The organism is Streptomyces sp. GL_148 (genome assembly GCF_057834205.1).
The window spans coordinates 8,011,425-8,028,926 of record NZ_CM174396.1 but is presented as its reverse complement, the minus strand read 5'-3'; the positions used below and the strand labels follow the sequence as shown (position 1 = coordinate 8,028,926).

Genomic DNA, 17,502 nt, shown 5'->3' with positions numbered 1-17,502 from the left:
GCCCTGATACCTCTTCGGGTCATGAACAAGATCACCCGCCGACAGGCCTTAGGCACCACCGCCGGCGCACTCACCGTCCTCGGCCTCGCCGGCGCCACCGCGCACGCGGCCGTCACCCGATCCCGTCCCGCCGCACCCGCCACCCCCGCGGGCACCGTCGACGAGGTCTACCAGGGCCGCCGCATACGGATAGTCCCCGCCTCGGGCGGCACGGGCGACCACGGCGGCCACCACGGCGGCCACCAGTCCCCCGGTCAGCCGACCGTCTTCATAGACGGCCGCGAACTGCACGTGATGCGCAACGCCGACGGCAGCTGGATCAGCGTCGTCAACCATTACGAGACCTTCTCCGGCCCGCTCCCGCTCGCCCGCGCCGCCGTACGCGAACTCCAGGGTGCCTCCCTCGTCCCGATGGGCGGCATGCGATGACGATCCGCAAGAACCAGGCCTCGCTCACCCCCGAGGAGAAGCGGGCGTTCGTCGCGGCGCTCCTCGAACTGAAGCGGACCGGCCGCTACGACCGCTTCGTCACCACACACAACGGCTTCATCATGAGCGACACCGACTCGGGCGACCGGGTCGGCCACCGCTCCCCCTCCTTCCTGCCCTGGCACCGCCGGTTTCTTCTGGAGTTCGAGGCGGCGCTGCAGGCGGTTGATCCAGCGGTGACCCTGCCGTACTGGGACTGGACCGCGGACCGGACCGCGCGCTCCTCCCTCTGGGCCGCCGACTTCCTCGGCGGCACCGGACGGGCGCGCGACGGTCAGGTGCTCGACGGACCGTTCGCGTACGCGACGGGCAAGTGGGAGATGGCCGTACGGGTGGACGGGCGCTCATACCTGCGGCGCGCGCTCGGCACCGGGGTGGCCCAGCTGCCCACCAGGGCCGAGGTGGACTCCGTCCTCGCGATGCCTGTCTACGACCAGGCTCCCTGGAACAGCTCCTCCGGCGGCTTCCGCAACCACCTGGAGGGCTGGCGCGGGGCCAACCTGCACAACCGGGTGCACGTGTGGGTGGGCGGCCAGATGGGTACTGGGGTCTCCCCCAACGACCCGGTGTTCTGGATGCACCACGCCTTCGTCGACAAGCTGTGGGCCGACTGGCAGGCGCTGCACCCGCAGTCGGCGTACCTGCCCGCCGCGGGCACGGCGAACGTCGTGGACCTGCACGACACCATGCGGCCGTGGAACGACGTGACCCCGGCCGACATGCTGGACCACCGGAAGTTCTACACCTTCGACACCGAGCCGGTCCCGGCGCCAACCGGGGCCGCCGCCAGCCAGCGGTAGTGCAGTTCGGGGCGGCCGACCTGGCCGTACCGGGGGGTGCGGTCCGCGCGGCCGGTGTCCACCAGGTGCTCCAGGTACCGGCGGGCGGTGATCCGGGAGATCCCGGCCGCCTCGGCCGTCCCGCCCGCGGTCAGCCCCTCGGGGGCCGCCCGCAGCAGCGCGGCGACCCGGTCCAGGGTCGGGCCGCCGATCCCCTTGGGGAGTTCGGCCGGCCGGGGCGAGCGCAGGGCCGCCATGGCGCGGTCCACGTCGTCCTGGCCGGCGGCCTCGCCCGCCGCCGTCGCGCGGAACTCGGCGTAGCGCAGGAGCCGTTCGCGCAGGGTGGGGAAGGCGAAGGGCTTCAGGACGTACTGCACCACCCCGAGCGAGACGCTCTCGCGGACGACCCCCAGGTCCCGCGCCGAGGTCACCACGATCACGTCGGCGGGATGGCCCGTGGCCCGCAGGCCGCGGGCGAAGCGCAGCCCGTGGCCGTCGGGCAGGGTCAGGTCGAGCAGCAGCAGGTCGATCCGGGTCCGTTCCAGGACGCGGGTGGCCTCGGCGAGGGAGTGGACGACCGCGACGGCGGTGAAGCCGGGCACGCGCCCGACGTACAGCGCGTGCGCGTCGGCGGCCACCGGATCGTCCTCGACGACGAGGACCCGCACCTCGGGCGTGCTCATGCGTCCGCCTCCCCGCGCGTCGGCAGTCGTACGGTGAACCGGGCGCCGCCGTCCGGCAGTCGGTCGGCGTCCGCGCTGCCCCCGTGCCGGTGGGCCACCTGCCGCACCAGCGCGAGGCCCAGACCCCGCCCCTCACCCTTGCCCGACCAGCCGCGCCGGAACACGTCCTCCCCCTCGGGGAGTCCGGGGCCGTTGTCGGCCACGCTCAGCAGCAGCCCCTGCCCGTGGGGGCCGGACGCGCCGTCGGGGCGGATGGTGACGGAGATCCGGCCGCCGGGCACACCGGTGAGGGCGTCGACGGCGTTGTCGACGAGGTTCCCGAGGACGGTGACGAGGTCCCGGGCGGGCGGACCGCCGGGCCCGGCGCCGATGGCTTCGCTGTCCGGGGTGACGACCAGCTCGACCCCCCGTTCGTGGGCCTGCGCCGCCTTGCCGAGCAGCAGGGCGACGAGCACGGGCTCGCCGACGGCGGCGATCACTTCGTCTGTCAGGGCCTGGGCGAGGGACAGTTCGGCGGTGGCGAAGTCCACCGCTTCCCTGCTGCGGCCGAGTTCGATGAGCGAGACCACGGTGTGCAGCCGGTTGGCCGCCTCGTGGGCCTGCGCGCGCAGCGCCCGGGTGAATCCGCGTTCCTGATCCAATTCACCGGTCAGGGACAGCAGTTCGGTGTGGTCGCGCAGGGTGATCACGGTGCCCCGGCGGCCGCCGCCGGCGACGCTTGCGCTGTTGAGCACGAGCACCCGGTCCGCCGTCAGGTGCACCTCGTCCACCCGGGGCCGGTCGGCGAGCAGCGCCCCGGTGAGCGGGGCGGGCAGACCGAGGTCGGCGACCGCGGTCCCCTTGACCTCCCCGCGCAGGCCGAGGAGTTCGCGTCCCGCGTCGTTGACGAGGGTGATCCTGCGCCGGCCGTCGAGCATCAGCAGCCCTTCGCGGACCCCGTGCAGGGCGGCCTGGTGGTAGTCGTACATCCGGCTCAGCTCGGCCGCGTTCATCCCGTGGGTGTGGCGGCGCAGCCGGGCGTTGATGACGTAGGTGCCCGCCCCTCCGAGGGCGAGGGCCCCGCCGGCCACCCAGGCGAGGGCGGAGAGCCGCTCGGCGAGGCGGGCGCTGACCGAGCGGACGGTGATGCCGGCGGCGACCATGCCGATGACCCGGCCGTCGTCGGTGATCGGGGTGACCACGCGGAGGGAGGGGCCGAGGGTGCCGGTGTAGGTCTCGCCGAAGGTCTCGCCCCGCAGGGCGGGGGCGGTGTTGCCGAGGAAGGGTTCGCCGATGCGCATCGGGTCGGGGTGGGTCCAGCGCCGTCCGTCCGGAGCCATGATCGTCACGAAGTCCACGCCCGCGTCGACGCGGACCCGCTCCGCGTAGGGCTGCAGGGCCTCGCGGCCGTTCCCCCGCGCCGCGTCCCGTACCGACGGGGAGTCGGCGACCGCGCGGGCCACCGCCCCGGCCTGGCGCCGGGCGGCCTCCTCGGCCTGGTCGCGGGCGGTCGCGTACGCGAAGACGGCGCAACCGGCGACGACCGCGGCGACCAGCACCACCTGCATGGCGAAGAGCTGGCCGGCGAGGCTGCGCGGCGGCCGGGGGAAGCGGAACATGGCGCTCAGTGTGCACCCGGGCGAGAACTCAATGAACGCAAGGGTGACCGGGGTCACAGCGACGGGCGATGGTCCTCCCGGGACGCCTTCGCCATCGGGGAGGCGAAGGGCACTACCGGGAGGCATCGTGGCCGCCAGGCGCGACAAGACGCATTATCTGTACATCGCGGTGATCGCAGCGGTGCTGCTCGGCATCGCCGTCGGGTTCGCCGCGCCCGGCGTGGCCGTGGAGCTCAAGCCGCTGGGCACCGGATTCGTCAACCTCATCAAGATGATGATCTCGCCGGTCATCTTCTGCACGATCGTGCTGGGCATCGGCTCGGTGCGCAAGGCCGCCAAGGTCGGCGCGGTGGGCGGGCTGGCGCTCGGCTACTTCATGGTGATGTCCACGGTGGCGCTGGCCATCGGACTGCTCGTGGGCAACCTGCTGGAGCCGGGCAGTGGGCTGCACCTGACCGAGGCTGCCCGCAGCGCGGGCGAGGCGCAGGCCAAGGCCGGCGGCGCCGAGAGCACCCCCGAGTTCCTGCTGGGGATCATCCCGACCACGCTGGTGTCGGCCTTCACCGGGGGCGAGGTGCTGCAGACGCTGCTGGTGGCGCTGCTCTGCGGGTTCGCGCTCCAGGCCATGGGCGCGGCGGGCGAACCGGTGCTGCGCGGGATCGGGCACGTGCAGAAGCTGGTGTTCCGGGTGCTCGCGATGATCATGTGGGCGGCGCCGGTGGGTGCGTTCGGCGCGATCGCGGCGGTGGTCGGGGCGACCGGAATGGACGCGCTGAAGTCCCTCGCGGTCATCATGATCGGCTTCTACACGACCTGCCTGCTCTTCGTCTTCGTGGTCCTGGGCACGCTGCTGCGGCTGTGTACGGGGATCAGCGTCTTCGCCCTGCTGCGCTACCTGGGCCGGGAGTTCCTGCTGATCCTGTCCACCTCCTCCTCGGAGTCGGCGCTGCCCCGGCTGATCGCGAAGATGGAACACGTGGGCGTCTCGCGGCCGGTGGTGGGCATCACGGTCCCGACGGGCTACTCCTTCAACCTGGACGGGACCGCGATCTATCTGACGATGTCCTCGCTCTTCGTCGCGGAGGCGATGGGCAAGCCCCTGGCGCTGGGCGAACAGATCTCCCTGCTGCTGTTCATGATCGTGGCCTCGAAGGGCGCGGCCGGGGTCACAGGCGCGGGTCTCGCCACCCTCGCCGGTGGACTCCAGTCGCACCGGCCTGAACTCGTCGACGGCGTCGGCCTGATCGTGGGCATCGACCGGTTCATGAGCGAGGCGAGGGCGTTGACGAACTTCGCGGGCAACGCGATCGCGACCGTGCTGATCGGTACCTGGACGAAGGAGTTCGACCGGGTCCGGGCGGCCGAAGTCCTCGCCGGACGACTGCCGTTCGACGAGAGCACGCTCACCGACGACGGACACGACCAGGCCACGGCCGTACCCGCCCAGCCGGGCGGCACCAAGGACGGCGTACCCGTCTGACGGGGACGCTCCGCGGACCGGCCGGGCAGGGCTCGCCCCCACGGTGCCCAGCCCGGTCGGTCCCGATACGTCGAGCGGGAGTCGATTTTCAGCCAAGATCAGATGAACCGTCTCGCTGCAAAAGGTACTTCCATACCGGGGCACGCTTCTGACATCTTGCGTCCACCACTCGTTTCGTACGGACCGGTAGGTGCCACCCGCACCGCAGGACCGTCTTCGGAGGACGCATTGATACCCCACATATCCAGCCGACCTCGACGCACCCTCGTACTGGCGGCCGCCCTGAGCGCCCTGGCCTTCGGCGCACCGGCCGCGCTCGCCGGCACGGCGCCCGTATCCCCGGCCGGCATTCCGACCGCCTCCGCACCCGCCAAGGCCAAGGCCGCGGCGCCGACTTCCCAGAGTGCGACCTGGGCTGCCGGCACCCGCGCCTACGTAGTGATCACCGCCGCCGGTGACAGCTCCGCGGTCCGTTCCGCCGTCACGGCGAACGGCGGCACGGTCTTCTCGTACTACGACCAGATCGGCGTGATCGTCGCCCACTCGACCTCCTCGACCTTCGCCGCCACCATGCGCGGGGTCAGCGGGGTCCAGAAGGTCGGCGCGACGCGCACCTCGGACGTACCGGCCGACGCCTACAACCCGGCGCTGCCCGCGAACCCGTCCCAGTCGACGACTCCCACGGGCGAGCCCGTGCGCGCCGACATGACCCAGATCAAGGCCGACCAGGCCTGGGCCGTGACCACCGGCTCGGCCTCCGTCAAGGTCGGCATCCTGGACACCGGCGTCGACGACCAGCACCAGGACCTGGCGCCGAACTTCAACGCCGCGGACTCCGCCTCCTGCGCCTACGGCAAGGCGGACACCCGGGTCGGCGCCTGGCGCGACGTGGACACCCACGGCACGCACGTGGCCGGCTCCGTGGCCGCCGCCAAGAACGGCAAGGGCGTCATCGGCGTGGCCCCGGGCGTGAAGATCTCCTCGGTCCGCGTGGCCGAGCCGGGCACCTCGCTCTTCTTCGCCGAGAACACCATCTGCGCCTTCGTGTGGTCCGGCGACCACGGGTTCAAGGTCACCAACAACAGCTATTACACGGACCCGTGGCAGTTCAACTGCCCGGACAACATCGACCAGGCCGCGATCATCGAGGGCGTCAAGCGCGCCCAGGAGTACGCGGAGAGCAAGGGCTCGCTCCAGGTCGCCGCGGCGGGCAACGAGAACTACGACCTCGCCAACAAGACCACGGACTCGGCGAGCCCCAACGACTCGACGCCGACCACCCGGACGATCACCAACGCCTGCCTCGACATCCCGACCGAGCTCCCGGGCGTGGTCACGGTCGCGGCCAACGGCACCGGTGTCACCAAGGCCTCGTTCTCCAACTTCGGCCAGGGCGTCATCGACGTCGCGGCTCCGGGCAGCAACATCTACTCCACCGCTCCGGGCGGCGGTTACAGCAGCAAGAGCGGTACGTCGATGGCCACCCCGCACGTCGCGGGCGTCGCGGCGCTCATCGCCAGCGCCAACCCGACCTTCACCCCGGCGCAGATCCGCACCGCGCTGGCCACCCAGGCCAACGACACCGCCTGCCCCTCGGACAGCCGCTGCACGGGGACCACGGCCAACAACGGGTTCTTCGGCGAGGGCCAGGTCGACGCACTGAAGGCGGTCGGCGGCTCTACCCCGCCGCCCACCGGCAAGTACTTCGAGAACCTCACCGATGTCGCCATCCCCGACAACACGACCGTGAACAGCGCCATCACCGTCAGCGGGGTGACCGGCAACGCGCCGACCACCCTCAAGGTGGGCGTGGACATCAAGCACACCTACATCGGTGACCTCAAGGTCGACCTCGTCGCCCCGGACGGCTCGGTCTACGTCCTGAGCAACCGGACCGGCGGCTCCGCGGACAACATCGTCCAGACCTTCACCGTCAACGCCTCCACCGAGGTCGCCAACGGCGTCTGGACCCTGCGCGTGAACGACAACGCCAGCCAGGACACCGGCAAGATCGACGCCTGGAACCTGACCTTCTGATCGTCGGGCCTTCCGGCCTTCTGATCAGTGGCACCACGGGGGCCACCGGGGAGCGGTACGACCGCTCCCCGGTGGCCCCTTCCCGCTTACTTGGTCCGCAGTACGCAGTCCCCGCAGAGCCCGCCGCCCGGCACCTGGTAGTACAGGCAGCAACTGCGGCGCACGAAGGCCACCCCGAGGCCGGGTTCGTGGAGATAGGTGCCGGTCCCGCCGAGCGGTCCGCCGTCGGCGAGGAGTTCGGCGGCCAGCAGCGCCGCCGCTTCCCCCGACACCCGGTCCGTGAGCACCCGGACGGCGCCGACCAGCCCGGAGGCGGCGTTGCCGCGCAGCACTTGCGGCGAGACGCCGAACCGTTCGCGCAGCGCCGTGTCGAGCACCGCGAGGTTGCCGAGCACGGTGTCCGCGAGGGCCCGCGCCGGGGTGGCCCCGGGGAGCTCGGCGGGCTCGGGCAGCCACAGCTCCAGCGAGCCCGCGCCTGGCAGCCGCCACCACAGGCGGCCGGGCCCGAGGTCCGGGACCCGCCCGGAGAGCACGGCGCAGCCGAGCCCGAGCGACCAGAGCCGTGAGACGATCCCGAACTGCGCGGTCGAGGCCGCCACCCGCCCGGGGCCGCTCCCGATCCGCCGGCCGACCTCCGCCACGTAGGCCCCGAGCTGCTCCCCGTACAGCTCGTCGAGCGGCCGGAAGCCGGGGGCGGGCGGCTCCTTCCCGTACGCCACGGTGAAGAAGGGGCCGACGGAGCGCAACTGCCGCAGTACGCCGTCCATGTCAGGCGCCGTAGCCGTCGTCGGGGCGGAAGCCGGCGGGATCCGGGCATGCGTGGTCGCGCAGGACGGCCGTCGAGGCCTTGTACAGCACCCAGTCCGCCCCCTCCTCCGGGCTCCCGTCGTCGTCCGCGACGGGCGGGGCGAAGAGGAAACCGGTCATGATCCCGGGCGAGGGCTCGGTGACCAGGGTCCGCTGGTCCGGCAGGTTCTCGTACGTCTGGGTCTGCCACACCAGACCGGCCCGGGCGAACTCGGCGGTGAGCCGCGGCTCGGTGACCCGGGTCCGCACGATGTACGCCGCATCCCGGCCGGTCCCCGGCACTTCCAGCTCCGCATGCCATGCGGGGACGTACATCCGCTCCAGCAGTCGGCACGCGCAGAAGACGATCTGAAGATCGCCGTAGCAGTACCAGTGCGGCCAGGGACTCTCCTCGTCCACACGGTCCGACCATTCGGGCTCGCCCTTCGCGGCCACCAGGTCGTAGAGGTGCGCGCCCACGTGGAAGTCACCGAGGCGGCCGGTGGCCGCGAAGCGGGTCAGTTCCGTCACGAAGTCCATCCCCGGATGATCTCAGGCACGCGGAACCCCACGGCCCGCGGGATCCGGAGGATCCGCGGGCCGTGGGACCGGCAGCCGGGGGTGCGCGCCGGTCAGATGCCCGCGAGGAAGTGCAGCAGTGCCCGGTTGAAGGCCTCCGGCTGCTCCACGCCCGGCAGGTGCCCGGCCCGCTCCACCACGGCGAGCACCGAGTGCGGGACCAGTGCGTGCAGGGACTCGGCCTCGGCCACCGGGGTGTAGACGTCGTCCCGGCCGACCACGATCAGGCAGGGCACCTCGGCCGGCAGCGCCGCGAGCACCGGGGCGTAGTCGGGCCGCTCAGCCCGCCCGCGCAGGGCGGCGGCCGCGCCCTCGGGGTCGGTGGCGTACATCATCCCGGTGACCTCGGCGGCGGCCTCCGGCATCCCGGTCACGTTGTACGGCGCGAGCATCTTGTCGATGACCTCGTCGGTATAGGGCTTCATTCCCTCCGCGAGGAGCCGCTCGGCGAGGTTTCGGCGGAAGGCTTTGCCGTCTTCCGTTTCCGGCGCGGAGGAGGTGTCGGAGAGGACGAGGGCCCGCACCCGGCCCGGGTGGCCGAGCCGCATCTCCATGGCGATCTGGCCGCCCATGGACACACCGACGACGACCGCCTGTTCGACGCCCAGACGGTCGAGCAGACCGGCGAGATCGTCGGCGAAGTCCGCGAGCAGCGTTGTGCCCGGCAGCACCGGGCTTTGCCCGTATCCCCGCAGGTCAGGGGTGATCACACGGTAACCGGCCGTGGTCAGTGCGGCCGTCTGGGGGGCCCACATCGAGTGGCGATGCGGATGTCCGTGGATCAGGATTACGGGGGCTCCGTCGCGGGGACCCAAGTCCTCGAAAAAGAGTGTCACGCCATTGCCAATTTGGGGGTTCATGAAAGGACTCTAAGGAGCTACATTGAGCCACTCGCGTTCACCTGACAGCCCGTTGCCTTTCACTCGTGTTTTGCACGGGGGGCGACGTCAGGGACGCAGACTGTGCAACCACCCCACCGCCCAGAAGGACCGAAGGCTCCGTGCCCGTACCCGTACTCCTCGCCGGCCGCTCCGTGCGGCTTGAGCCCCTCGCCCCCCACCACACCGAGGCCTTGGCCCTGGCCGGGGCCGAGGATCGTACGACTTACGCCTTCACTCCCGTACCTCACGGGTTGCAGGCGTCACACGAGTACATCGACCGTGCCCTCGCCGATCAGGCGGCGGGTCGATCGCTCCCGTTCGCGGTGGTCAGAGCCACCGACGATCGGGTGGTCGGTTCGACCCGGTTCCTGGAACTCGACTACTGGCAGGGGCCGCTGGTATGGCCCGCCGTGCCGGGGGTCCCGTTCGGCGATCCGGCGACGGCGATCCCCGATGCCGCCGAGATCGGCAATACCTGGCTGTCTCCGGCGGCCCAGGGCACCGGCATCAACACCGAGGCGAAGCTGCTCATGCTCCGCCATGCCTTCGAGACCTGGGGGGTCCGGCGGATCTCGCTGCGCGCGGACGCCCGCAACGGACGCTCGCGCGCCGCGATGGAGCGGCTCGGGTTCACCAGCGAGGGGGTCCGCCGGGCCCATTCGCGGGGCCTGGACGGCGCCGTGCGCAGTACGGCCTTCTACTCGATCCTCGACGAGGAGTGGCCGACCGTGCGGTCGGTCATCGAGCTGCGGCTGTCGGCCGCGGCGCAGCGCAAGCGGCGCCGCAAGACGCTCATCCCGGCGTAACGGTCCTTCTCGGAAATCCGCACGCCCTGCTCCCGCCCCTGCTCCCACCCCTGCCCCGCCCCCGTCCTCCCGGTGTCAGCCGAGGAAGGCGGGGGCGAGGGCCGAGGTCATCAGCCGGGCGGGGGCCCCGCCGCCGTCGGCGGGCAGGGAGTACAGGTCGGCGCCGAAGTCCCCGGGCAGCGAGTAGACGACGGTCTGGTCGTCGGTCCACACCACCTGGTCGTCGACGCTGCGCGCCTCGGCGAGCGGGGCCTCGGCCATCGTGGCGAGGTCCAGGACGTAGAGGCGCCACGGCGCGTCCGGCGGCAGGCCCGGCACCCGCTTCTTGAACACCAGCCGGGTTCCGTCGGGTGACAGGGACGGGCATTCCAGGTTCTCGCGCAGCGTGGTCACCGTGCGCGCCGCGAGGTCGCCGCGGACCAGGTGGGTCCGGCCGCCGGTGGCCAGCGTGGCGTAGAAGGTCCGCTCGTCGGCGGCGAAGGTGACACCCCAGAAGTTGACGTCCGCGGTGCGGTACGTCTTGCCGTCCTTGTGGATGGTGAAGTCCTCCAGCGAGGCGTCGTACGTCCCGCTGCGCAGGTCCAGCAGGGAGGTCCGGGTCGAGAAGTTCGTACCGGCGTACGAGTCCCCGCCCACGAAGACCGTCCAGGCGACGAGGTGGCCGCCGGGCGAGACCCGGGCCCGGGTCGGGATGCCGGCCAGCGGGCGGGAGGCGACCTCCTTCAGCCGGGCGTCGAGGACCACCGCCTGGTAGCCGTCCTGCACCCCGCCCTTGTCGGCCTGGAGGCAGACCCCGGTGCCGGCGGACGCGTGGAAGCGCAGGCAGCTGACCCCGGAGGCGGTACGCGGGCCTTCGGGCTCGCCGGCCGCCGCGGTGGCGAGCTCGTCGCGGTGCGGCCCCCAGGCCATGTTCCGGAACACGATCCGCCGGCCGCCGACGCCTGAGGCGAGGGACACCGGGCCGGGGGTGATCGGCGGCCCGCCCGCCTGGACCCGGTTCTTCTCCTCGGCGTGCGAGGAGGCCCGCACGACGGCGAGCGCACCGATGGCGGCGAGCAGGACGACGCCGCAGACGAGGATCAGGATCCGGCGCTGGAGGGGCATACCGAACACGGGCGTTACCTCCGGACAGGGGGCTGGGGCGGCGCGGAGGTACCGTACCGATCGGCATGTGCAGAGGCCAGGGATAACCGGTGACCAGACCGGAACTCGGCGCACCCTTGTCGCGCCGGGCAACGCGCTCCCCTCCGGAACCCCAAGAGAGGTAAAAATCGGGAACCCGTGGCCACGAACGCTCATCTTTTCGATCGAAAGCAGTCCCACCCCGCCCCCACGGGGCAGCACCAGCCGGAGAGCAACCGCACATGTCGCACGCACCCGACGGACAGCAGCAGCCGTACCGCTCGGAAGGGCCCTACCAGCAGCAGCCCTACGGCGAGCCGTACGACCAGCACGGGCAGCCGTACGGGCAGCCGTACGACCAGCAGTACGACCAGCAGTACGGGCAGCAGTACGGGCAGCCGCTTCCGCCGCCCCCCGCGGAGCCGCGCCGGCCGTCCCGGGTCCGGCGGTGGGTGATCGCGGGTGCCTCCGTCCTCGCGCTCGCTGCCGTCGCCTCGCTCGTGATGAGCCACTACGAGATACCGCCCTTCACCGACAAGGGCGACGCCGTCTCCTTCGGGCAGCTGCCGCCGTCCGGCTCCGCCGGGGGCGACACCGGCGGAGCGCCGGTCGCGACGCCGCCGCCGAACTCGAAGATGTCGATGCCCACCGGCCCGGCGGCCGCCTTCAAGAACTCGATGACCCTCCCCGACGGCACGCACGTCGCCGTCACCACGCTGGACGGCAAGAAGTCAGGGTTCAAGGGCAAGGTCTGGGTGTGGGCGCCCAAGGAGTACAACGACCCGAAGTTCGCCAAGAGCGGCTTCCCGGTCATGATCGCGCTGCCCGGCGGCGCCGGTTACCCGAACAACTACTGGATGGGCACCGACCTGGGCCTGCAGACCAGCATCAGCAAGTGGTACGCCCAGGGGAAGAGCAAGCCCTTCATCCTGGCCATGCCGGTGCTGAACCCGGGCCCGGACGACAAGGGCATCTACTGGGACGGATCCGACATCCCGGGCCAGCCCAAGATGGGCACCTGGCTCACCGACGACGTCCCGGACCTGATGCGGCAGAACTTCCGCACGGTCAAGTCCCGTGACGGCTGGGCCTACATGGGCTCCTCCACCGGCGGGTTCGCCAGCTTGAAGGCCGTGCTCAAGCACCCGGAGAAGTTCAAGGCCGCGATCGTCTCCGGCCCCGACATCGTCCCCGACTCCTCCCTGTGGAAGGGCCACGACAAGGAGAAGGCGCAGAACAACCCCGAGCTGCTCGCCAAGGCGCTGATCGGCAAGAAGGGCAGCCCGGACGTCTACCTGGCCTTCCAGGTCGGCACCAACGAGAGCAACAAGAACACCCTGCCGAACGTGCAGAAGTTCATCGCCGACTACGGCAAGGGGCCGATCCACACCAACCTGAGGATCATCCAGGGCGGCCAGCACAACGCCAAGACCTACGTGCCCAACATGGGCGAGGGGCCGATCCAGTTCATCAGCAAGGTCATGGAAGGACCCGTCGAGTAGTCGCCGCACCCACGCGCACCGGCTCCTCGCGCCCCGGCTCCCCGTGCACCGGCCCGCCGAACACCTTCGGCGGGCCGTCGCCGTTCCAGGGCGCCCAGCCCGGGTCCCCGTCGACGGCGAAGCGCACCCAGGCCGCGTGCATCTGCGCCGCCAGTTCCTGAGGGGCGTCCGGTCCGGCCAGCCAGGACGCCTCGGGCACGTCCAGGGTGTCGAAGACGAAGCCCAGTTCCAGGGCGTGGCAGGACCCGAGGCCCGCGACCCCGGACGGCCACGCGAACTCGTACACGAAGCTCGGCGCGCTCCGCCCGGCAGCGCCCGCCAGCACGCGCAGCGGATCGCGCAGCAGCCGGTCGGCGAGCAGGTGGCCGAGGAGGTCGGCCGGTCCGGCGCCCGGCCGCTCGGCGCGCAGCGCCCGTACGGCGGCCCGGTCCTTGCCGGAGCGGATCCGGCCCAGAGCCACGGACAGCGGACCCAGCCGGTCCAGCAGCCGCATCATGCCGGTCGGGGCCAGCCAGAGCCGGTACTCCTCGGCGGTCCAGCCCAGCAGCAGCGGTACGTCGCCCCGCGCGGCCGCCGCTTCGAGCGGATCGAGCGGCAGCGTCTGCGGGTCGGCGACCAGGCCGAAGGCGGGCCCGCCGAGCAGCGGTGAGGAGCGGCGCAGTACGGCCGCCTGGGCGGCGAGCAGGTCGGGCAGGGCCGCCCGGGTGAAGGCTTCGGCGGTGGCGGGCACCTTGAGCAGTGCGGCCATCCGCCGGACCATGGTGCGCACCCGGTCCCGCGGCCGCACCTCGGGGGCGCCGCTCTGCAGGACGGCCTGGTGGAAGAGGCCGGCGGCGCGGGGTGCGGCGAGCAGGGCGCCGATGCTGATGGCCCCGGCGGACTCCCCGAAGACGGTGACCCGGCCGGGGTCGCCGCCGAAGGCCGCGATGTTCTCCCGCACCCAGGCCAGGGCGGCGATCTGGTCGAGCAGCCCGCGGTTGGCGGGGGCGTCGGGGAAGAGGCCGTAGCCGAGGACGCCCAGGCGGTAGTTGACGGAGACGAGCACCACCCCGTCGCGGGCGAAGGCGGAGCCCTCGTAGACGGGCACGGCCGAGGAGCCCCGGGTGAGGGCGCCACCGTGGATCCACACCATGACCGGAAGCGGGGCCGAAGGCATCTCCTTCCCCACGGGGGCCGGGGTCCACACGTTGAGGTTCAGGCAGTCGTCCCCGGGAACGTCCGGGTCCGGCAGCAGCGCGGCGAACGCCTCGGGGTAGGGCACCTTGGGCGCGGTGGGGCCGTACGCACCCGCGTCGCGCACCCCGTCCCAGGCCTCGGGGGGCTCGGGCGCGGCGAAGCGGCGGGCTCCGACGGGCGGGGCGGCGTAGGGGATGCCCCGGAAGACGGCGATGCCGCCCGGCCCGGTCCTGCCCTCGACCTCGCCGTGGGCGGTCCGGACCCGGGGACGGGGGCGGTCCGGGGTCTCATGCGCCGCTGCGGCCATCACGTCCTCCTGGTGTCAGGGCTCCTAGTATCAGGCCTCCTGGTGCCGGGGCTCCTGAGTGTCGGGGCTCCTGAGTGTCGGGGCTCCTGAGTGTCGGGGCTCCGCGCCCGTCGCACGGTCGCACAGGCATGCGCGGGGTGACAAGGCGTGACCCTGCCGGGGGCGCGCCGGGTTGGGAGGGGCATGCGATCCCTGTCTCTCCCCCACACCATGCGCAGCCTCGTCCGGGCCGGATCGGTCCCCGTCCTGCTGCTGGCGGCCACGGCCGGAGCGGCGGCCGGCGGCAGCGCGTACGCGGCCGACGGCCCGAGCGCCGCCCTCGGGACCCCGACGGCCGTCGGGCCCGCCTTCCAGTACCTGGGCACGGACGACCGCCCGCACGGCATCGACTCCCCCAAGGGCTGCGTGGAGGCCCTGGGCGGCGGCGGGCGGGCGGTGACGAACAAGACCGGGAGCTCGGTGGCCCTGTACCGGGAGCCGGGCTGTGTGGGTACTCCGGTGGCGGTACTGGCGCCGGGCGCGGTCATGCCGGTGCGCCCGTACTTCTCCTCCGCCCGCTTCTCGGCCACCTCGTAGTCCGGAATCGGCCAGTGGTCCCGGACCACCGGGCGCTCCGAGATCACCAGCGGCTCAGCGACCGTGACCCTTGGGCGCTCCCCGCGTTGTACGCCATGTCAAACGCCGCAGCTTCTGTTTCCTGCGGCACCCCTGTTCTTCTCTAGGAGATCTTGATGTCGCGTATCGCGAAGGCATTCGTCATCACCGCTGCCGCCGGTAGCGCCCTGGCCGCCGGTGCGGGTCTGGCGGCTGCCGATGCCGGAGCGCACGGTGCGGCGGTCGGCTCCCCCGGTGTCCTGTCGGGCAACCTGCTCCAGGTTCCGGTGCACGTCCCGGTCAACGTCTGCGGCAACACCGTCAACGTGATCGCCCTGCTGAACCCGGCGTTCGGCAACACCTGCGTCAACGCGTCGGGTGGCGGCGGCGACCACCACACCGAGGGCAACTACGGCGGCTGACTCGCCTGGTGACCCGAAGGGCCCCCGCCGGACGGCGGGGGCCCTTCCTCGTGTCGTCCGCTGCCACCGGATCCGCCGGGGCTCACTCGTAGCGGCGGCGGGGCTCACTCGTAGCGGTAGATCCCCTGGTGGCCGAGCATCTCGCGCGGGGTGACGTCCCACGGCGGCATCGGCTCGTCGAGGGCGATCACCCGGCCGCGCTGGAGGTCACCGAGGGCGAGCGGGGCGGCGGGCAGGTAGCCGGAGTCCGGGTGCCGCTGCTGCCAGCGGTCCCAGAGCAGGTCCACGAAGGCGTGGTGCAGCCAGAAGGCCGGGTCGTTGGGGGCCGTGCCGCCGGTCATGTGGCCGCCGATCCACTGGTGCACCTTGTTGTGGTTGCGCCACTTCTCGCTCTTCGGGGCGGCCCAGCCCTCCAGTTTGTTGCGGAAGCCGCCGCGCCCGGCCGTGGAGTCCCAGGGCGAGCTGTCGTACAGCGGGTCGTCGATCGCCCACTGGAGTTCGGCCCGGGTCGGCAGGCTGATCGGGTTCAGCGGACGGCCCAGGTTACGGGTGAGGAAGGCGGCCTCCGTGATGCCGACCGTGACCGTCCAGTTGCCCTTGCCGTAGGCGAATGGTCCGCTCATCACCTGGCGGTCGCTCTCCCGGCCGGTCCCGCCGAGGAAGTCCTCCGCCCACAGGGAGGAGGCCGGGCTGTTGTCGGTGGTCCAGTCCCAGTACGGGATGGTGACGCCCGCGTCGACGGCCTGGAGCTGCCGTTCGAACTCCAGCAGGTAGCGCCGGTGCCAGGGGAAGAAGGACGGCGACATGTGCCCGACGCGCAGTTTGCTGTCGCGGTCGGGGACGAAGTACTTGCCATGGGTGCGCACGAACGCGTCGTAGGTGCCGTTGCGCTTGAGCTCGATCACGGCCGCCGTGAAGCGCTTCTTCTGGGCGCTGGTCAGGTTCTTCTGGTTCTGCCGGATGTACACGCCGTGCTACTCCTGTCGCCCGTGGTGCGCAGCGGCGAACGCCAGCTGGGTGGTGCCCATTTCGTCGACGGCCGCGCGGGCGAGCTCCAGCGGGGTCGCGTAGGACTGGAAGTGGTTGATCCCGCTGAGGTACGTGCCGTCGGAGCGCCGCATGACGTGCAGGGCACGGCCGTCGATGCGGACGCTGGTCCCCGCCGGGTCGACGGCGATGTGCCGGCCGCGGTACGTCTCCTCGCCCGCCGGGGTCAGCGGGGCCGGTGTGAGGGTCTGCCGGGGACGGCGGGCGCGCAGTACGGGGGCCAGCGCCGCGGCCGTGCCGGCGAACACGGCCGCGGTGAAGGCCGTACGGAGGACCGCGCGGCGGGTGAGTGGTGCGGCGGGTGCTGCGTACATACGGTCTCCCTCGCTCGGTGGCCGGTGGCTACGGGTCTAACGCGGCGCGGCGGGTGAGGTCACCGGGGAGCCCCCCGCCGGTTCATGTGGTTGTAGGAGGAAACGGGCTGGACACCGGCCTCCGCGGCTGGACTCGGCCGCGGACGCGGCCGTCTCCGAGGTGGCGACCCGGTTCGTGGAGAGCGACCGGTTCGAGACCGTGTGGACCACCGCCAACCGGCCGGAGTGTGCCGGCCGCCTACCGTCCTCTCCCTGCTCGCGGCCGGTGGCCGCTGCGCCGACCGCGCGGACGGCGGTAGCCGCGCAACGTCACGGCGTCGCAGGGTCCTCGGGCGTGCGGAGCCAGGCCGCCGGGAGGGGTTCGTGGGCCACCACGTACCCGACGGCGATGGCGAGGGTGACCACCATGAAGAACGCGATGAGCCAGGACAGCAGGACGAAGACCGAGCCGAGGCTGCCGAACTCCTGCAGGCTGCGATCCACGGCATGGGGCATGTAGACCCGCGACGCCACGGTAAGGGCCCGGCTGCACGCGGTCGCCGACAGCAGGGTCACCAGAATTCCCACTCCGCCGGTGCTCGCGACGGCCGTGGCGTCGACTGCGGAGTACACCGACTGCACCTGGTCCAGTGCGGCGTCCGTGAGCCCCAGTGTCGTACGGATGGACGTGACCAGCTGTTGCTGGAGCCAGTCGGGTGCGAGTGCCGCGATGACGAAGACGGCCGGCACCGCGCCGAGGAAGGCCTGGGCTGCCAGCCTGGTCGCACAGTCCAGCACCCTGACCGATCCGAGCTGCTCCAGGAGCCGGCCCAGCAGCGGGGTGTGCTTGCGCATCCACCCCGGGACGACGCGCATGTGAGGGATCGTCGCCGGTTCAGACACGGTGAGACTCCTCGGGGC

18 protein-coding genes are annotated in these 17,502 nt (G+C 72.1%); 8 read left to right on the top strand and 10 right to left on the bottom strand.

From position 1 onward, the window contains the following. The first annotated feature begins 21 nt into the window (after positions 1-21). The gene (gene melC1, locus AC3IYI_RS36265) at positions 22-429 is read left to right on the top strand and encodes an apotyrosinase chaperone MelC1 (protein ID WP_489407674.1); all 408 of its coding nucleotides are present in this window, start codon (positions 22-24) and stop codon (positions 427-429) included. Further along, complete coding sequence (gene melC2 / locus AC3IYI_RS36260; protein ID WP_489407673.1) at positions 426-1,289, top strand: tyrosinase MelC2; 864 nt, start codon at positions 426-428, stop codon at positions 1,287-1,289. The genes melC1 and melC2 overlap by 4 nt, the downstream gene beginning before the upstream one ends. On the opposite strand, the gene AC3IYI_RS36255 is transcribed toward melC2, so the two are convergent. Together AC3IYI_RS36255 and AC3IYI_RS36250 are read right to left on the bottom strand one after the other, a co-directional pair. Beyond that, positions 1,229-1,951 carry a response regulator gene (locus tag AC3IYI_RS36255; protein WP_489407672.1) on the bottom strand — a complete coding sequence of 241 codons (723 nt, stop codon included), beginning with the start codon at positions 1,949-1,951 and terminating at the stop codon, positions 1,229-1,231. The two genes, melC2 and AC3IYI_RS36255, sit on opposite strands and share 61 nt — an antisense overlap. Beyond that, positions 1,948-3,549, bottom strand: coding sequence for a sensor histidine kinase (locus tag AC3IYI_RS36250; protein ID WP_489407671.1), 1,602 nt, complete (start codon positions 3,547-3,549; stop codon positions 1,948-1,950). Before AC3IYI_RS36250 ends, AC3IYI_RS36255 begins: the two co-directional genes overlap by 4 nt. A 127-nt stretch (positions 3,550-3,676) precedes the next feature. On the opposite strand from AC3IYI_RS36250, the gene AC3IYI_RS36245 reads away from it, so the two are divergent. Further along, a complete protein-coding gene (locus AC3IYI_RS36245; protein ID WP_489407670.1) occupies positions 3,677-5,029 on the top strand; it encodes a cation:dicarboxylate symporter family transporter in 1,353 nt (450 codons plus the stop codon). Positions 5,030-5,257: 228 nt separating this feature from the next. Further along, complete coding sequence (locus AC3IYI_RS36240; protein WP_489407669.1) at positions 5,258-7,066, top strand: S8 family peptidase; 1,809 nt, start codon at positions 5,258-5,260, stop codon at positions 7,064-7,066. Between the two features lie 86 nt (positions 7,067-7,152). Here AC3IYI_RS36240 and AC3IYI_RS36235 read toward each other — a convergent pair whose 3' ends face one another. From AC3IYI_RS36235 to AC3IYI_RS36225, 3 genes are all read right to left on the bottom strand, one after another. Further along, on the bottom strand, positions 7,153-7,833 hold the full coding sequence (locus tag AC3IYI_RS36235) for a (2Fe-2S)-binding protein (protein ID WP_489407668.1): 681 nt from the start codon (positions 7,831-7,833) through the stop codon (positions 7,153-7,155). A 1-nt stretch (position 7,834) separates the two neighbouring features. Next, positions 7,835-8,392 (bottom strand): hypothetical protein, encoded by a 558-nt coding sequence (locus AC3IYI_RS36230; protein ID WP_489407667.1) that lies wholly within the window; start codon positions 8,390-8,392, stop codon positions 7,835-7,837. A 92-nt stretch (positions 8,393-8,484) separates the two neighbouring features. Then, complete coding sequence (locus tag AC3IYI_RS36225; protein WP_489407666.1) at positions 8,485-9,291, bottom strand: alpha/beta fold hydrolase; 807 nt, start codon at positions 9,289-9,291, stop codon at positions 8,485-8,487. Between the two features lie 140 nt (positions 9,292-9,431). Here AC3IYI_RS36225 and AC3IYI_RS36220 point away from each other — a divergent pair, with 140 nt between their 5' ends. Beyond that, the gene (locus AC3IYI_RS36220; protein ID WP_243332231.1) at positions 9,432-10,118 is read left to right on the top strand and encodes a GNAT family N-acetyltransferase; all 687 of its coding nucleotides are present in this window, start codon (positions 9,432-9,434) and stop codon (positions 10,116-10,118) included. Between the two features lie 75 nt (positions 10,119-10,193). On the opposite strand, the gene AC3IYI_RS36215 is transcribed toward AC3IYI_RS36220, so the two are convergent. After that, on the bottom strand, positions 10,194-11,222 hold the full coding sequence (locus tag AC3IYI_RS36215; protein ID WP_489411799.1) for a TolB family protein: 1,029 nt from the start codon (positions 11,220-11,222) through the stop codon (positions 10,194-10,196). Between the two features lie 260 nt (positions 11,223-11,482). On the opposite strand from AC3IYI_RS36215, the gene AC3IYI_RS36210 reads away from it, so the two are divergent. Beyond that, positions 11,483-12,742 carry an alpha/beta hydrolase gene (locus AC3IYI_RS36210; RefSeq protein ID WP_489407665.1) on the top strand — a complete coding sequence of 420 codons (1,260 nt, stop codon included), beginning with the start codon at positions 11,483-11,485 and terminating at the stop codon, positions 12,740-12,742. Here AC3IYI_RS36210 and AC3IYI_RS36205 read toward each other — a convergent pair. After that, complete coding sequence (locus AC3IYI_RS36205) at positions 12,720-14,225, bottom strand: carboxylesterase/lipase family protein (RefSeq protein WP_489407664.1); 1,506 nt, start codon at positions 14,223-14,225, stop codon at positions 12,720-12,722. The genes AC3IYI_RS36210 and AC3IYI_RS36205 overlap by 23 nt on opposite strands. A gap of 183 nt (positions 14,226-14,408) precedes the next feature. Between AC3IYI_RS36205 and AC3IYI_RS36200 the strand changes: the two genes are divergently transcribed. Further along, positions 14,409-14,801, top strand: coding sequence for a hypothetical protein (locus tag AC3IYI_RS36200; protein ID WP_489407663.1), 393 nt, complete (start codon positions 14,409-14,411; stop codon positions 14,799-14,801). Positions 14,802-14,956: 155 nt separating this feature from the next. Then, on the top strand, positions 14,957-15,241 hold the full coding sequence (locus AC3IYI_RS36195) for a chaplin (RefSeq protein WP_489407662.1): 285 nt from the start codon (positions 14,957-14,959) through the stop codon (positions 15,239-15,241). A gap of 104 nt (positions 15,242-15,345) precedes the next feature. On the opposite strand, the gene AC3IYI_RS36190 is transcribed toward AC3IYI_RS36195, so the two are convergent. The 3 genes from AC3IYI_RS36190 to AC3IYI_RS36180 all read right to left on the bottom strand — a co-directional run bounded on the left by AC3IYI_RS36190 (position 15,346) and on the right by AC3IYI_RS36180 (position 17,484). Next, entirely contained in the window at positions 15,346-16,209 is an 864-nt protein-coding gene (locus AC3IYI_RS36190; protein ID WP_489407661.1) for a tyrosinase family protein, read from the bottom strand. Between the two features lie 6 nt (positions 16,210-16,215). After that, positions 16,216-16,602: a tyrosinase family oxidase copper chaperone gene (locus AC3IYI_RS36185; RefSeq protein ID WP_489407660.1), complete on the bottom strand. Its 387-nt coding sequence runs from the start codon at positions 16,600-16,602 to the stop codon at positions 16,216-16,218. A gap of 309 nt (positions 16,603-16,911) precedes the next feature. Next, positions 16,912-17,484 carry a hypothetical protein gene (locus AC3IYI_RS36180; protein ID WP_489407659.1) on the bottom strand — a complete coding sequence of 191 codons (573 nt, stop codon included), beginning with the start codon at positions 17,482-17,484 and terminating at the stop codon, positions 16,912-16,914. Positions 17,485-17,502 lie beyond the last annotated feature (18 nt).

Coding starts and splice junctions, on each gene's coding strand:
- melC1 (WP_489407674.1), top strand. CDS start 22: ATGAACAAGATCACCCGCCGACAGGCCTTAGGCACCACCGCCGGCGCA.
- melC2 (WP_489407673.1), top strand. CDS start 426: ATGACGATCCGCAAGAACCAGGCCTCGCTCACCCCCGAGGAGAAGCGG.
- AC3IYI_RS36255 (WP_489407672.1), bottom strand. CDS start 1,951: ATGAGCACGCCCGAGGTGCGGGTCCTCGTCGTCGAGGACGATCCGGTG.
- AC3IYI_RS36250 (WP_489407671.1), bottom strand. CDS start 3,549: ATGTTCCGCTTCCCCCGGCCGCCGCGCAGCCTCGCCGGCCAGCTCTTC.
- AC3IYI_RS36235 (WP_489407668.1), bottom strand. CDS start 7,833: ATGGACGGCGTACTGCGGCAGTTGCGCTCCGTCGGCCCCTTCTTCACC.
- AC3IYI_RS36230 (WP_489407667.1), bottom strand. CDS start 8,392: ATGGACTTCGTGACGGAACTGACCCGCTTCGCGGCCACCGGCCGCCTC.
- AC3IYI_RS36225 (WP_489407666.1), bottom strand. CDS start 9,291: ATGAACCCCCAAATTGGCAATGGCGTGACACTCTTTTTCGAGGACTTG.
- AC3IYI_RS36215 (WP_489411799.1), bottom strand. CDS start 11,222: ATGCCCCTCCAGCGCCGGATCCTGATCCTCGTCTGCGGCGTCGTCCTG.
- AC3IYI_RS36210 (WP_489407665.1), top strand. CDS start 11,483: ATGTCGCACGCACCCGACGGACAGCAGCAGCCGTACCGCTCGGAAGGG.
- AC3IYI_RS36205 (WP_489407664.1), bottom strand. CDS start 14,225: ATGGCCGCAGCGGCGCATGAGACCCCGGACCGCCCCCGTCCCCGGGTC.
- AC3IYI_RS36200 (WP_489407663.1), top strand. CDS start 14,409: ATGCGATCCCTGTCTCTCCCCCACACCATGCGCAGCCTCGTCCGGGCC.
- AC3IYI_RS36195 (WP_489407662.1), top strand. CDS start 14,957: ATGTCGCGTATCGCGAAGGCATTCGTCATCACCGCTGCCGCCGGTAGC.
- AC3IYI_RS36185 (WP_489407660.1), bottom strand. CDS start 16,602: ATGTACGCAGCACCCGCCGCACCACTCACCCGCCGCGCGGTCCTCCGT.